Here is a 16,225-nt window from a genome sequence, read left to right as displayed (position 1 = left end):
GCAATGGTTATAATTTACCTGGATACCGCCGCCGCTCACATTATTCAATTGTACGAAGTTACCTGAAGGGAATGGACCGTTCATGTTCAGGAACTGGTTATTGTTTACCTTAACAGTTTTACACTGCATCGCGTTAACACCAGCCCTTACATTGGTAACAAAACAGCTATCGATAGTTACGTTAGTACAATTGTTAAGCTGGATGCCATCATTGGTCGTATTCATCACTTTACATTTAGTGATGTGTACGTTGCTGCAATTGTTCAGCTTGATACCTATTGAACCACCATTAGCCACGTTGATCGAGTCACCACTGATGGTAATATTGTTTTGATTATTTAGGCTGATTGGTGCTGAGGCCTTATACACAGTAGGGGTTGAAACACTTGTTGTTCCGGTTTTGCCCGTTGTGCCGGTTGTTCCTGTTTTTCCGGTAGCACCCGTGCTTCCTGTCGTACCGGTGGTACCGCCGCTGTTGTCGATTGATGATGATCCTTTTCCTATACCAGAAGAGTTAGTTAGTGTTCCGGATGGAATTGTTGTTTCGTCTTTTTGACAGGAGGATATCAATAATGCCGCGATCAGGGCAAAAGAATACAAAGTGAAAGCCATGCGGCTTTGTCCACGTCCAGGTTGTATCATAGTAGTTAAATTAATTATGCCTTTTTGAACGACGCTTTCAAAGTTTTAGTTCAATGAAAATCGTTCTTCGGAATTATTAACGCCGCAAAATATTTAAAATAACTGGCAGTCAAAGAATTATACTTTCCACATTTTTATGCACATTTTTTAATTACTATGCAAAAAATCGCACCTTGGATTATAAATTTTATTGATACTAAAGGAGCAATGATTTCTAATTTAATAATTGAAATCAGGGGTAAAAAAGAAAACGGCTAGCATTTTATCAGCATGCTAACCGCTTGGTGTTTAGGCGTATCCATAATTCACAACACAAGATAGCCACATTTATATATGTTCTGTTCGGGGCTGATTGTTATAGGTTTAGGGTAATTATAACTGAAGGTAATATACTTGCACTAATATTTGCCTGCAGAATATTTGTACTCCATCCTTGCGGCTGGGTAGCTGTACTTGGATCCCACCACTCATCCAACTCTGCGCCGGAGGTCTGATAGAATCGAATGCTGTTATAACTCATAGTCACATCACTGCTTGATGCACCTGAATAATTCCCGTAAGCAATTCCCACAACCGAATAAGTCGTAGGAGAACTATAAATGGTATTATGATCCATTTTGATATGACTACCGCCCTGCACCTGTGCACCTACTGAACCTGGGTTTACCAATATGTTGTAACGGGCAACCTGGTATGAACCGCCAACATCACCCAAAACTATACCTGCTGCACCGCCTGAATCATGCAGGACCTGGCCACCGCGAATATAGTTCCCGATTACCATTATTGAATCACCAGGTAAGCCATTTGACTGATAAACACTTAAACCATCCTGGGGGTGTTGGGCCACTCCTACCACATCCTCGCATTTATTATAATTAATCTGGCAACCACCACCACTTACATTGTTAAACTGTACAAAGTTTCCTGACGGGAATGGACCATTCATATTCAGGAACTGGTTATTGTTCACCTTTACTGCTGTGCTGTACATAGCATTAACACCTGCTCTAACATTGGTAATAAAACAGGTGTCAATAGTAATATTCGCGCAATTATTAAGCTGAATACCGTCATTAGTAGAGTTCATTACCTTACACTTGGTGATGTGAACATTCGTGCAATTAGTCAACTTAATACCTACTGTGCCGCCATTGCCCACATTAATAGAATCACCGCTGATAGTAATATTGCTTTGATTACTCAAACTGATAGGTGCCGATGCTTTATACACCAAATTGGTTATTGTGCTTGATGTACCGTTTGTCGTACCTGTTTTACCGGTGGTGCCGGTTTTTCCAGTGGTTCCGGTTGTGCCTGTAGCTCCAGTAGAGCCGGTTGTGCCTGTCGTACCAGTAGCTCCTGTGGTTCCCGTTGTTCCTGTCGTCCCGGTAGTACCACTCGTGCCGGACGAGGACTGATTATGAGTTCGGGGATGATAATGTTTAAAAATAAGGCTATTACTTTCATTGAAGTTTACGTCCGCAGAATGTTGGGGATCGGGTTCATCCTTTTTACAGGAAGTTGCAAATAGTGCAAAGAGAAATGCACATGAGAGCAAAGCAAAGGCAGCGCGGCCTTTGGCGAGTCCAGGTTGAATCATAGCAGTTAAATTAATTAGGGTTTTGAAGGCAATTTTATCAGGACTAAACCCGGTATAAATTGTCTCCAAAATTTTACATTGCTGAAATTATTCAAACAGCCTGATTATCAATTGATTAAATTTCAACACGTTTTCTACATAGTTTTAAACAATTTCCGTTAGGTTATGGAGAAAGTGTCGCCGAAGGAAATTTCTATAGTATAAAAAGCAAAAACCCGGTAGTATGTGATATACTAACCGGGCTCACGTTTTTGATTTAGATTAAGGATATTCTTAAAATCTTATAAGTTGAGTGTAATTATTGTTGTTGGTAATATGCTGGCATCAATACTTGCTTTAAGAATATTGGTAGTCCATCCCTGTGGCTGAGTTGCTGTACTTGGATCCCACCATGCATCCATTTCTGCTCCTGATGTCTGGAAGAATTTTACCTTGTTATAGCTAATCGTGACATCTGTACTGGCAGCACCCGAATAGTTACCATATGCTATACCTGTCATGGTAAATGGTGTTGCTGCACTATAGATAGTGTTATGATCCATCGTAATATGGCTACCACCCTGTACCTGTGCACCTACTGCACCTGGGTTAACCAGGATATTGTAACGGGCTACCTGGTATGAACCACCAACATCACCTAAAACTATACCTGCTGCACCACCTGAATCATGCTGTACCTGGCCACCTCTGATATAATTACCGATCACCATAATAGAGTCGCCTTGCAAACCATTTGACTGATAAACACTCAAACCATCCTGAGGGTGCTGGGCTACGCCTACTATATCTTCGCAATGATTATACTCGATCTGGCAGCCACCACCGTTCACATTATTAAACTGAACGAAGTTTCCTGATGGGAATGGCCCATTCATATTCAGGAACTGGTTGTTGTTCACCTTTACAGTTGTACTGAACATAGCATTAACACCGGCTCTTACGTTGGTAACAAAGCAACTGTCTATGGTAACATTAGTACAATTGTTAAGCTGAATACCATCATTGGTAGAATTCATCACCTTACATTTGGTGATATGCACATTAGTACAATTATTTAGTTTGATACCCACTGTACCGCTATTGCCAACGTTGATCGAATCACCGCTAATTGTGATATTGCTTTGATTGCTTAAACTTATAGGTGCCGACGCTTTATACACCAAATTGGTGTTTGTACTTGATGTACCTGTGGTTGTACCAGTTGTTCCTGTAGTACCGGTAGTTCCGGTTTTAGTACCTGTTGAACCGGTAGTGCCGGTTGTTCCTGTTGAACCTGTTGCTCCTGTGGTACCAGTTGTGCCGGTGCCACCAGTTCCAGTAGTAGTGCCAGTCTTACCAGTTTTACCGGTCTTACCGGTTACACCCGTTGTACCAGCGGTACCTATTGTTCCTGTTGCTCCTACAGTACCAGTTGATCCGGTTGAACCGTTTGTGCCAGATGGATTGCCCAATGATGTACCACCCTGGGGTTTACTCGTTGTATCAATATATCCGGTGTGATGATGACTTCCATAATTTATACTATTCGATGCCTCGGTTGTGCCGGTGACATCAGTTGAAGGAATTACTGAAGAATCCTTTTTACAGGATGAGAGCATCGTGGCAGTTAGTAATGCCAGGGAGCACATTACACCTGCGAGGGGGGCCAATTTTTTCATTTCCATAACAGCATTTTTTTAGGGTTTCTTCTACGCTCGTGTAAGAATTGAAGTTTCATAAAAATTAATTATGGAGAAAAAAAATTAATATATACTTTAATTGATTTTCAAAAACATATTGATTATCAACCTATTATGGGTTTTTAATTTTTTTCAGAAAACAGACGAAAATGGTATATTTTCTCTAAAATTTTTATCGAAAATCCGCTGTAGCAGGGTTATTTGGGAAAGAAAAACGTCAGATATTCAAGAAACGTAACAAGTTCTTTACAAATAACTAACCAATTAAAATTGAACTTATTAGGACGTAAGAACGGAGAAACCAGATATCTAAAAAAGGGGTTATCCCCCTTTCAGATGTGGCCAGGCAAAAAAAATCAGGCATTGAGGTGCCTGATTTCCGGGATATCATTATTTAACTAATATCATACATTCTCCAACACTTTGTGATAAAACTCCACATAATTACTTGCAGTTGTTGCAATGCTATACTTCCTTAAGAATGGCTTGCGTGCCTCTAATATCTCCTCCTTGCTTTCTGCGTGAGTAAGTGCTTTTTCTATGTTATGAATAAATGAATCCTTAGAATCAAGGCTTGAAATATAACAACAAGGCATATCGGTGCCAATTTCAATATGCGGAGGTATATCTGAGAGGACACAAGGTATACCAGAGAAGAAGGCTTCCAATACCGTTATTGGCAAACCCTCCCATAAAGATGCGTTAAAAAAGCAATCGCAATTATGCATCAATGAATAGACTTCTTCCTGGGTTTTAGTACCCAGGTAATGAATATTTGATATCTTACTAAAATTCTCCAGATCTTGTTCTGCCGTCTCCTGCTTTATACCGCATATTAAAAAATGTACATTCTTATTTTCGAAATGTTGCGCTACTTCACACACCATATCATAATTCTTCTGTTTTGACAGTCGTCCAACACACAAAACAAAGCGGTGCGCTACGCCATTGTTATTAAACTGCTTTAGTATCGGCAGCGCTCGGTCATCAATTTTTAAATTCGGTATGCCATTTTGAATGGCGGTACTTAAACAATCCCTTTTCGGATTCATATCCAATGCAGAATATGAGCAGTAGATACTTGGCGTATGTTCATTAAACCTATGGGTCATATTGCTCCACTCTTCAGGAGCATTATGCACAGTGATAACATGCCTGTCTTTCAAGCGGCTTAATGCAAATTTTAAACAAATACTTACAATTAAATGCGAGGTAGAAATATGCGTATTAATAATATCGGGGTTAACTGTAGAAAGCGTTTTTATAATCCCTCTTATTGTATTAACTATTGTAATATTTCTTCCGGGCCTTCTGTTTAGAAAATAAAGATCAACTGATTTTTCGCGTAAACCCTGAACCAACAGCTTTTGAAAATCTGAATTTATAAGCTCATCAATTACGATTATTGAAACATCGTGTCCAAGGTCTTTCTGTTCCATTGCCAGCGATGCCACAAAGGTCTGCGCACCCCCGGCATCAAAATTCATTATTATGTGATTTATTTTCATTTAAGTAGTTAATACGCTATATGAACATGGCTTTTTTGTTGCCTGTCTTCATACAGTTTGGTAGATTATTTTTTCGATGTGATTTCATTCACATCATTTTTAGTTTTTATTTGTTTTCCGCAACAGAATTATCCAGCACCTCTTGTAAAGCCTTTGCAAACACTTCTACGTTAGGTTTTAGCAACATTGTTCTATGATCTCCGGGAATTAAGAACTCCTTCACCCCCTTTAACGCATATTTTCTCCACCCAAGGTATACTTTGTCATCTGTATAGTGTAAACAATGCGTAGCTCTGAACAGGTATACAAACCCATCAAATGGCTCCATTTTCGATTTCCTGTAAGATTCGTAATAAGTTGCCCTGATATGTTTCATCAAATTGTAAAACTCTATATCTCCACTTTCCTTTGCCAGCTTTATCGCATCATAACGATATTGTTTATCTTCCAGATATATACTCCGTTGCTTCTGAATTGTTTTATTCGGATTGCGAATAAATGAAAATCCCAGGTTTATCCACTTCCTGATATGCCTGTCGAGCTTTTTAGGCAGCATAGTAAAGAAGTCATCTGTATAATCAGCAAAGGTGTCAATAATAGCTAATACGGTCACTTCTTTGTTTAATGCTTCAAATTGTTTCCTCATTTCTGTAGCGATAAAACCACCTAAAGAATAACCTGCGATAGCATAAGGGCCATTAGGATTATGCTCAATTATTTCAGAAACATATATTTTGGCTATTTCACTTATCGTTGTAACAGGCGGGAATTTTCCACCCAAACCAAGCGCCTGAATTCCGAATACCGGTTGTTCCTTATCCATATACATCGCCAGGTCGGCAAAGTTCATTACGTTTAAACCAACGCCATGGATAAAATACACCGGCATTTTATTACCGGAAGGTTTTATCGGAACCAAAGATTTGGATACCTTCTCTGTATCGTTCTCGTTCAGAAACGCATTTAATGACTCAATATTGCTGTATTTAAACAAAACTGAGATCGGTAATATCTTACCTGTATGCTTCTTGATCTGGTTGACGATCTGCACTGCTAACAGCGAGTGGCCGCCAAGGTCAAAAAAGTCATGTGTTACACCAATGTTTCCTACTCTTAATACATCTTCCCAAATCTTAACCAGCAGGCGTTCTGATTCTGTACGCGGCCCAACATATTGGTCTTTGATCTGTTCTTCCGCATTAAATTCCGGCAACGATTTTTTGTCGATCTTTCCGTTAGCCGTGAGCGGAATATTGTCAACTTCCATCCATAATGTCGGCACCATATAATCAGGCAGCTTGCTTTTCAGGAAAGCGATAACAAATGCACGATCATAATTTTCTTTACCAACCACATAACCTATCAGACGTTTTTTCTTGTCCTTGTCGGCTTTTGCTAATACTACTGCCTGGCTTACCTGTTCGCATTGACGCAGAACACTTTCAATTTCGCCCAATTCAATGCGATATCCCCTGATCTTAACCTGGTCGTCTTTACGACCGATGAATTCCATATTAAGGTCCGGAAGCATTCGTCCCAGGTCGCCTGTACGATACATTCGACCGCCTGCCTTATCGCTGAACGGATCTTTTACAAAGGCATAATCGGTTTTATCCTTATCGTTTGCATAGCCCCGCGCAACACCTACCCCGCCAATGTACAATTCGCCAACTACACCGATCGGTGCGGGCTGTAACTTCTCATTCAGAATGTAGAAGAAGTTATTATTCATCGGCCGGCCATACGGTATGCTTCCCCAGTTGGCACCAACTTTTTCAACAGGATAGAAGTTAGACCATACTGTGCCTTCTGTTGCACCACCAAGACTTATAACACGGGTTTTAGGGAAATAGACTTTGATACGATCAGGCAGGTTTACCGGTATCCAGTCGCCACTCATAAATACAACGCGAAGCGTTTTTTGCAGGAACGATCTGTCGTGAGCTTCGAGTTCGCGCACCAGGTAATCCATGGTAGTTGGTACCGTATCCCAGAAGGTGATCTTATAGCTCAGCATCATATCCTTCAGCCTCGGCACATCCAACAACTCATTCTGCTGAACAATAACCAATGATCCGCCCGCAGACAACATTCCGAAAATATCATAAACCGAAAGATCAAAGCACATTGACGTAATAAATAGTAAACGGTCATCAGGCCCGACGTTGAATTCGGTATTTACCCACAATACCAGGTTTACCGCCATGTGGTGCTCGATCATCACACCTTTAGGCCGACCGGTAGAGCCGGATGTATAAATGGTATAGGCCAGTTGTGTACTATCTATATCAAGGTTTGGATTTTCTTTACTGTAGGTACTCAGATCAATTTCTCTGAGTTTAACAAATAATTCGGCCGGAACAAGTTGAGCAAGCGGATACTCCCCGTCGGTAAGTACTTTCTTAACCGCTGAGTTTTGAAGGATATACTCCTGCCTGTCTATCGGATATTCCGGATCGATAGGCACATATGCACCACCGGCCTTAAGAATACCGAACATTCCCACAATCATATGGAAATTACGGGTTACCAATAAACCGATGTTGTCTGCTTTATTTACACCACTTTCGATCAGGTAATGAGCCAGCTGATTTGCACGCTCATTTAACTCCCTATACGTCATAGTCTGATCGTGCTGACGCAGTGCTACGGCATCTGGAGTTCTTAATACCTGTTCTTCAAAAATGCCGGCAAGGTTTTTTTCTTTCGGATAATATACCAGTGTATCGTTAAATACATCAAAAAGCTGGTGTTTGTCTTCCTTGGTTAGAATATCGATTGCAGCTATACTTTGCTTTGGATCCTGTGCAATTGCAGCTATCAGGTTCTCGAAATGACTTAACATCCGGTGCATTTGCTCATCACTGTAGATGTCCGTATTATATTCTAAAACCAGTTCTAGTCCATTCTTTGATTCAGAAAATATAAAGTTAACATCAAACTTGGCAACCCTGTACTCCCCTGCTTTATATTCACTTGTATGTAACCCATTCAATGTAAACTCGGCATCCTGCTCCATTGAGTTTTGCAGTACGACCATTACATCAAACAATGGATTGCGGTTGATATTTCGCGGTAATTTTAAGGAATCAACTAGTTCATCATAAGGATATATTTGATGCTCATACGCACTGAGAGTAACCTCTTTAACATGATCATATAAAGTCTCATAATTACCTAAACCATCAAAACGCGTCCTGATAGCCAGTGTATTGATATAGAAACCTATCTGGTTTTCCAGGTCAGGGTGTTCGCGGCCTGCTATCGGGCTTCCTATCACAATATCTTCCTGCCCGGTATAACGGTACATCAAAGCATTTACGCAGGAAAGTAAAGTCATAAACAGTGTACCACCCAGTGCTTTTCCTGTCCTGTTTAGCTTATCCAGAACATTGTCATCAATAGTAGTAGTGATGCTTGTGCCATTAAAGGTTTTTATCGCAGGCCGTTCTTTTTCAGCCGGCAACTCCAGGATAGGGATTTCGCCTTCAAATTGCTTTAACCAATACTCTCTGTGTGAAAGTATATCATCAGACTGCAGCTGTTTATTATGCCATGCTGCATAATCTTTATATTGAATACGTAACGGAGCTAATTGGGGTGAGCTTCCTCCTGAATAGGCATTATATAACGCACACCATTCTTTACGGAAAATATCCATTGACCAGCCATCACTTATAATATGATGGTGTACCATGATCAGAATGTGCTTATCTTCTTCTAACCGGACAAGATGACATCTCCATAACGGGCCTTCTATAAAATCAAAACCGCCAAAGCTTTCAAGTTCTATTATCTGATTTAATACGGTATGCTTATTTGCATTTTTACTTAAATCAGTTTCCTTGAGTTCAAAAACATACTTATCAGGACTGGCAATCTCCTGAAATACTGCGCCAGCTGCATTTTCTTTAAAATCAGTTCTTAATATCTCATGGCGCACCGCCATAGCCTTGAAAGCATCCTTTAGGGCCGTTTTATTTAAATTCCCTTCCAGTGAAATAATGTATGGAATATTATATGCACTTTGTGCGCCTTCAAAGTGATTTAGTATCCACAGGCGCTTCTGCGCTGAAGATAACTTATACTCTTCCGCCTCAGGAACATTATCGATAACCTCATATGTATTTAATTCCTTATTGGTTATCATAGAGGCCTGATGTTCAATGGTGCCCTTAGAAAACAACTCATTCAATGGTAATTTTACTCCCAATTCTTTATGTATTAATCCAAGCAGGCGAATAGCTTTTATACTATGGCCGCCCATATCAAAAAAATCATTTTTTAGTCCCAGGGCCTTTTCTGGCAGATTAAGTACTTTAGCCCATAGCCTCACCAAAGTTTTTTCGAGCTCTGTTGAAGGCGCTATGTGAGGAGGCTTAAATATACCACTACTTTCCGGAACTGGCAAAGCCTTCCTGTCTACTTTACCCGTATTTGTTACAGGAATCCGATCAAGATGAACGTAATATCCAGGCACCATATACAACGGCAGATGCTCCTTCAAATACTCCTTCAACTCAATAGCCTTTACATCGCCGGTTGTATACGCAATTAGTTCGCTTTCTGGTTCATTTATTTGTGCAGCAATTACAATTGCCTCTCTTACTTTAGGATGTTTTTGAAGAACTACCGATATCTCGTTAGGTTCAATTCTGTAACCACGTATTTTTACCTGGTCATCAGCACGCCCCAGGTATTCCAGGTTACCGTCTGCTCTCCACCTGCCAAAATCACCTGTGCGATATATCCTGCTTCCTTTTACAAAAGGATTCGGGATAAATTTCTCATTTGTCAAATCAGGTTCATTCTGATACCCTCGCGCCAAGCCTATTCCTCCGATACAAATTTCACCCGTTGCTCCAACCGGCAATAAGTTCTTTTGTTTGTCAAGAATATAAATTTGTGTATTATCAATGGGCTTGCCAATCGGTACCGAAGTTTTTAACGATTCACCGGTCAGATCAAAATAAGTTGAATCTATACAAGTTTCTGTAGGGCCATATAAATTCACCAGTGACCTGTTAAAGAATAGCTCTTTAAATCTTTCTACCTGGTTTACAGTTAATATCTCGCCACTAATAAATACCTGTCTGATATCTTTTAACTGATATAACTTAGATTTATCACTTTCCAGCGATTCTAAAAACACATTCAGCATCGAAGGCACAAAATGCATTACAGTGACTTTATGCTCATCAATGGCACTTATAATAGCATCAGGATTCTTTTCCTCACCATCTTTTAACAGGCAAACACTCGCGCCCTGTGTTGCCCACCATAGTAATTCCCAAACCGAAACATCAAATACAAAAGTTGTTTTTTGCAGAATGACGTCATTATCGGTTAAAGGATAACTCCGCTGCATCCATGACAATCTGTTTACCAGGCTATTATGCTGAATTAAACACCCTTTTGGCATACCGGTTGAACCCGATGTATAAATACAATAAGCCAAATGATGAGGCTCAAGACCGGCTGATTGATTTTCCAGGCTGTATTTACTTTCAACCTTATTAAATTTCTCTAACTCTTCACCATCAATCACCACCTTACAGCCGCTATCATTAATCAGGTAGTCGATACGCTCCTGCGGATAATCAGGTGAAATTGGCACATATGCCCCCCCAGCTTTCAGGATACCTAAAACAGCAATGATCATCCACTCGCTACGTTCCAGTTTAAGACCCACCAGATCATCAGGCTTAATCCTGTAAGTTTTTCTTAAATAATCAGCCAGCTGATTGCTTATAAAATTCAGCTCCTGATAGCTAAGCTCTGTACTTTCAAAAATAACGGCAGGGTTTCCCGGCGTTTTCCTTACCTGGTCTTCAAACAGGTCCACAATTGTCTTATCAGAAGGAAAACCGATAGTTGTATTATTAAAATCGCTTAATAACTGTTTCTTTTCATCGCTAGTCAGGAAATCTATGCCCGACAAACTCTGTTTGGGTTCACGAGCTACCGCAGTCATGATGTTTTCGAAATGCTTCAGCATTCGCTTCATCTGCTCTGCGCCGTATATATCCGTATTATACTCCAAAAATAGTTCCAGACCGGTTTTAGATTCAGAAAATATAAAGTTTACATCATTCTTTATTATCCGCGACTCGCCAGCATCATACTGACTGGTTTTTAACCCGGTCATCGTAAATTCCGCATCCTGCTCCAGCGAGGTTTGTAATGTTACCATTACATCAAAAAGCGGATTACGGTTTATATTTCTCGGAAGCTTTAATGAATCAACCAATTCATCGTATGGATATAATTGATGCTCATAAGCGCCGAAAGTGATTTCTTTTATTTGATTTAATAGATCTTCATAATTGTCTGAACCATTAAAGCGGGTCCTGAGAGCCAAAGTATTTATGTAATAACCAATCTGATCATCGAGGTCTGAATGATCGCGCCCTCCTATCAGGCTGCCTATTACAATATCTTCCTGGCCGGTATAACGATAAAACAAGACATTAACACAGGCCAGCAAACTCATAAATAAGGTACTGCCCGAAGATTTACCTGTTTTATTTAGTTTATCTAATACAGAGATATTGATTTTCAGATTAAGCCCGGCGCCGTTAAAGGTCTTGGATATAGGGCGTTCTTTATCTGCAGGCAAGTTTAAAACCGGCACTTCACCCTCGAATTGTTTTAGCCAATATACTTTATGAGATGCAATCTCATCCGAACCAAGCTGGTGATTATGCCATGCAGCATAATCTTTATATTGTATGCGTAACGGAGAAAGCTTTGGCGTTTTATTTTCAGCATAAGCGTTATAGAAAGTACTAAGTTCTCTGCGGAAATTGGTCATCGACCATTCATCGCTGATGATGTTGTGGTGAACAATTACCAGCACATGTGTATTAGCCTCAAGCTGAATAAGATGACAACGTAGCAGTGGGCCGGTACTTAAATTAAATCCTGAAGTAGTTTCCTTTTCGGTCAATCTGTTCAATACAGCTTGTTTATCAGCCGTTCTTCCAAGGTTGGTCTCTTTTAACTTAAATTGGAAGTTTTCAGGGTTGATGATCTGCTGCCTAGGGTTGCCTTCATCATCTTCTTTAAATACAGTTCTTAAAGCTTCATGGCGCGATATGATGGACTGGATTGATTTTTCTAAAGCTGCTTTATCTAATTTACCTTCAAGTTTTACAACATAAGAGATATTGTAAGCACTTTGTGAAGCATCCAGTTGCTGTAGTACCCACAACCTGCGCTGCGTTGGTGATAAAACATAATCAGGCTGTTCAGAAACTAATTCTTTCGCTTCATATGTGTTGATCTCTTTATTGGCAATTGATTTTGCCTGGAGCTCAATTGTATTTTCTGAAAAAAGTTCTTTTATAGGCAGTTTGACACCCAATTTTTTGTGGATCAGCCCTCTTAACCTTGTAGCTTTTATGCTATGGCCACCCAGATCAAAAAAATCACTTTTTATGCTGATGCTCTCTTCAGGCAGATTTAATACTTCCGCCCAAATTTTTACCAGGCTTGTTTCTATATCTGTAGATGGCGCTATATATAAAGAATCGCTTAAGCCGCTTCCCTTGGGCATTGGCAATACTTTTTTATTCACTTTACCATTGCTGGTCAATGGTATTGTATCCATGTGTACATAATAGCCGGGCACCATGTACGATGGTAACTGATCTTTTAAATAGTCTCTTAACTCTACACTTTCCGACTCGCCTGTTATATATGCGATCAATTCTTTGTCCTGTCCGCTGACAGCTTTAGCAACCACAACAGCAGCACTAACCTTCGGATGCTTTAGTAAACTAGCTGTTATTTCATCCAGCTCAATCCTGAAGCCGCGAATCTTTACCTGGTCATCTATGCGTCCAAGATATTCGATATTGCCATCAGGCAGCCATCTTCCCAGGTCCCCCGTCCGGTATACCCGTTTCCCTTTTTTAAACGGATCGGCTAGAAACCTTTCTTCGGTTAACTCAGGCCTATTTAAATATCCTCTGCTCACTCCATCACCACCAATATAGATTTCGCCCAAAGCGCCAAATGGCAATAAGCGCTGATGATCATCCAATATGTATATATCTGTGTTAGCTACAGGTCGACCGATCGGCACGAAAACATGATAGTTGTCCGACTGTTCAGCCTTATATTCTATCGAGGTAATAGTAGTTTCCGTAGGGCCATATTCATTAATGAACGTGAAGCAGCCTTTCCATTTTTCCACGAGTGATGGCGAGCAGCTTTCCCCCCCGGTTATCACCCGCTTCACATTACTCATATCATCGATTGATAGTTCAGCTAAAACTGCCGGTACTGTGTGAATATGACTTACTTTTTTGGCTATAATATAGCTTTCCAGTGCATGGAGGTCTGATACCGTAGCCTTATCGGGTGCAACCAATGCAGCGCCGGTTAAAAACGCTATCCAGAACTGTTCTGCAGAAGGGTCAAAAGTAATGGTGGTAAACTGAAGTACTCTTTCGTCAGCAGTTATCTTATAAACATCACGTTGAGACCAGATCAGATTTACCACATTTCTGTGTTCAACCAAAACCCCTTTAGGATTACCTGTAGATCCCGAAGTATAGATACAATAGACAAGGTTATCAGCTTTAGCGCCGCTTTTCAGATTCTCTTTGCTAAAATCGGCCTGTACTTTTTTAAATCGCTCTATTTCCTCTTTGTCTAACAATACATTGCAAGCGCTATCATTTATCATATAGTTGATGCGCTCAACTGGATAATCCGGATCAATAGGAACGTACGCCCCGCCTGCTTTCAGTATCCCGATAATGGCTATGACCAGCCACTCGCCCCGTTCCAGCTTAAGCCCAATGAGATCATCAGCCTTTACCTGGTAAGTTTTGCGAAGGTAGTCTCCGAATTGATTGCCAAGCGTATTTAACTCCCTATAGGTAATTTCAAGTTCATTAAAAATAACTGCAATATTATCAGGCGTTTTTTTAACCTGTTCTTCAAACAGATCGATCAGCGATTTATCCTTAGGATAATCAAATGCTGTATTATTAAGCTCGTTTAAAAGCTTATGCTCTTCTGTCTCAGTTAATATAGGTAACAAACCGATGCTTTTTTTAGGATGGGCAAGTATTGAGTTAAGCAGTAGTGTATAATGATCTATTATACGACAGATGGTATCCTCTTTATAAAGGTCTGAGTTGTATTCTATTCTGCCAGAAAGCGCGGCATCTCCCTCCTTAATAAAAAGAGTTAAATCCGACTCACGTGTAAGCTCTGATGGAATAGCAACGCCATTCTGCAAAATGAACATTACCTGGTACAGAGGATTAGAATTCAGGTCCGCCTCCTCGCTTATCAGTCCCGTCAATTTCTCATGAGGGACATTCTGATACCGGCGGGCTTCGTTCACCGTGCTGTTTACACTTTGTAACAATTGCTCAAAACTGCTGCTGCTGTTTATTTCTGTCCGTAAAGGAAGTATGTTTAAATGATCTGCTTGTTGATTGTCAGGGGTAATAACATTTCCTACGCAGATATCGTCCTGCGAACTATACCGATACAGCAATACCTTATAGGCAGACAGCAATGTAACAAACAGCGACACTTTTTGATCATCACTGAATTTGCTTAATTGCTTCTTTAACTTTTCGTCTACAATAAATTCGGAACTATGCTTGTTGTTCCCCTTTTTATCAGATCTGGCAGAGTCGGTAAACAGGTTTAACGGTTTGATCCATCTCAGCTTATCTTTCCAATAGTTTATTTCAGGTTCAAAAGGCGTGTTTTCCGATAAAGTAAGGTTCGACATAATAAGTAGATTTCGGTTAATCTCCTGTTAACGAGGAACTAAATTAATTAATTCCTGAAACATTTAGTTTGATAAGCTCTTTTTACGGGATTTTCAAACTTTGGTTTTTAACTTACAATTATTATACCACACAAATTCCCCCGTGTATAGTATTCGTTAAGCAAAAACCTGTGCAATAAATCAGGTTTATACAAAAATGAAAAACGTCTTAAGCTCAATACTTAAGACGTTTCATATAAAGTAGTAAACAGTTATAATGCTTTTTACAAATATATTTTGAATGTCAATTAAAAAGAAATTTATTTTCGTTCTAATTTATTAGCTGCCCCAGTATCTAAAAACCATTGTAAATCACCACTTTGAGGTTTGATCAACTGGGCAGGATATTCTTCAATATCTCTTTTATCTTCGATAATATGATGTACTGCAATCGCTTTACCTTCGCCATACACAAGAAAAGCTACGTGACGTGCCAGGTTGATCAAAGGCGCTGTCATCGTGATACGATATACCTTCTGATCCTCAAGGTAAACAGCTTTTACAGAAGCAGTTTTATCATGTAGAACAGGAGTATGCGGAAATAATGAGGCAGTATGCGAATTATCACCTAATCCCAATAAAACCAGGTCGAAACATGGCTCAGTACCTGCAAAGTACAAATTGATATCATGTGTATAAGCTTTTGCCGCTTCATCAGGGCTTAGCGAGGTATCAATCGGGAATATTTGCTTAAAACTCAACTCCAAAGGCTCCAGGATAGCTTTTTTGGCCATCAGGTAATTACTTTGCGGATCGGTATGCGGCACATAGCGCTCGTCCCCGAAAAAGAAATGAACCTTGCTCCATTCAATTTTATCCTTGTAGGATGGAGAAGCTAAAAGCTCATATAATTTTTTAGGGGAATTTCCGCCCGATAGCGCAATGGAAAATTGCCCATTTGAGGAAATTGATGCCGATGCGGTTTCCACAATATAATTTGCCAAACCATGAAGAACTTCGTCCTCGTTTTTAAAAACATTTATTTTCATCA

6 protein-coding genes are annotated in these 16,225 nt (G+C 40.0%); all 6 read right to left on the bottom strand.

The genetic code is table 11. The annotated features are described in order from the left end of the window. On the bottom strand, positions 1-642 hold a 642-nt coding region (locus VIM89_RS04760), incomplete at its 3' end, for a right-handed parallel beta-helix repeat-containing protein (RefSeq protein WP_488154986.1). Between the two features lie 355 nt (positions 643-997). Then, complete coding sequence (locus VIM89_RS04755; RefSeq protein WP_488154985.1) at positions 998-2,245, bottom strand: right-handed parallel beta-helix repeat-containing protein; 1,248 nt, start codon at positions 2,243-2,245, stop codon at positions 998-1,000. 281 nt (positions 2,246-2,526) lie between these two features. Continuing rightward, positions 2,527-3,909, bottom strand: a complete 1,383-nt coding sequence (locus VIM89_RS04750) for a right-handed parallel beta-helix repeat-containing protein (protein WP_488154984.1) — start codon at positions 3,907-3,909, stop codon at positions 2,527-2,529. A 419-nt stretch (positions 3,910-4,328) separates the two neighbouring features. Continuing rightward, positions 4,329-5,411, bottom strand: coding sequence for a glycosyltransferase family 4 protein (locus VIM89_RS04745; protein ID WP_488154983.1), 1,083 nt, complete (start codon positions 5,409-5,411; stop codon positions 4,329-4,331). A 127-nt stretch (positions 5,412-5,538) separates the two neighbouring features. After that, positions 5,539-15,195 (bottom strand): amino acid adenylation domain-containing protein, encoded by a 9,657-nt coding sequence (locus VIM89_RS04740; protein ID WP_488154982.1) that lies wholly within the window; start codon positions 15,193-15,195, stop codon positions 5,539-5,541. 299 nt (positions 15,196-15,494) lie between these two features. Beyond that, complete coding sequence (gene pgl / locus VIM89_RS04735) at positions 15,495-16,223, bottom strand: 6-phosphogluconolactonase (protein WP_488154981.1); 729 nt, start codon at positions 16,221-16,223, stop codon at positions 15,495-15,497. Between the last annotated feature and the right edge of the window lie 2 nt (positions 16,224-16,225).

Source organism: Mucilaginibacter sp., assembly GCF_036568825.1.
GTDB lineage: Bacteria > Bacteroidota > Bacteroidia > Sphingobacteriales > Sphingobacteriaceae > Mucilaginibacter.
The sequence above is the reverse complement of the archived record's forward strand: the minus strand, read 5'-3'. Positions and strand labels throughout refer to the sequence as shown.

Bases quoted from the DNA above. Each gene is read 5' to 3' on its own strand.
- VIM89_RS04755 (WP_488154985.1), bottom strand. From the start codon at position 2,245: ATGATTCAACCTGGACTCGCCAAAGGCCGCGCTGCCTTTGCTTTGCTC.
- VIM89_RS04750 (WP_488154984.1), bottom strand. From the start codon at position 3,909: ATGGAAATGAAAAAATTGGCCCCCCTCGCAGGTGTAATGTGCTCCCTG.
- VIM89_RS04745 (WP_488154983.1), bottom strand. From the start codon at position 5,411: ATGAATTTTGATGCCGGGGGTGCGCAGACCTTTGTGGCATCGCTGGCA.
- VIM89_RS04740 (WP_488154982.1), bottom strand. From the start codon at position 15,195: ATGTCGAACCTTACTTTATCGGAAAACACGCCTTTTGAACCTGAAATA.
- pgl (WP_488154981.1), bottom strand. From the start codon at position 16,223: ATGAAAATAAATGTTTTTAAAAACGAGGACGAAGTTCTTCATGGTTTG.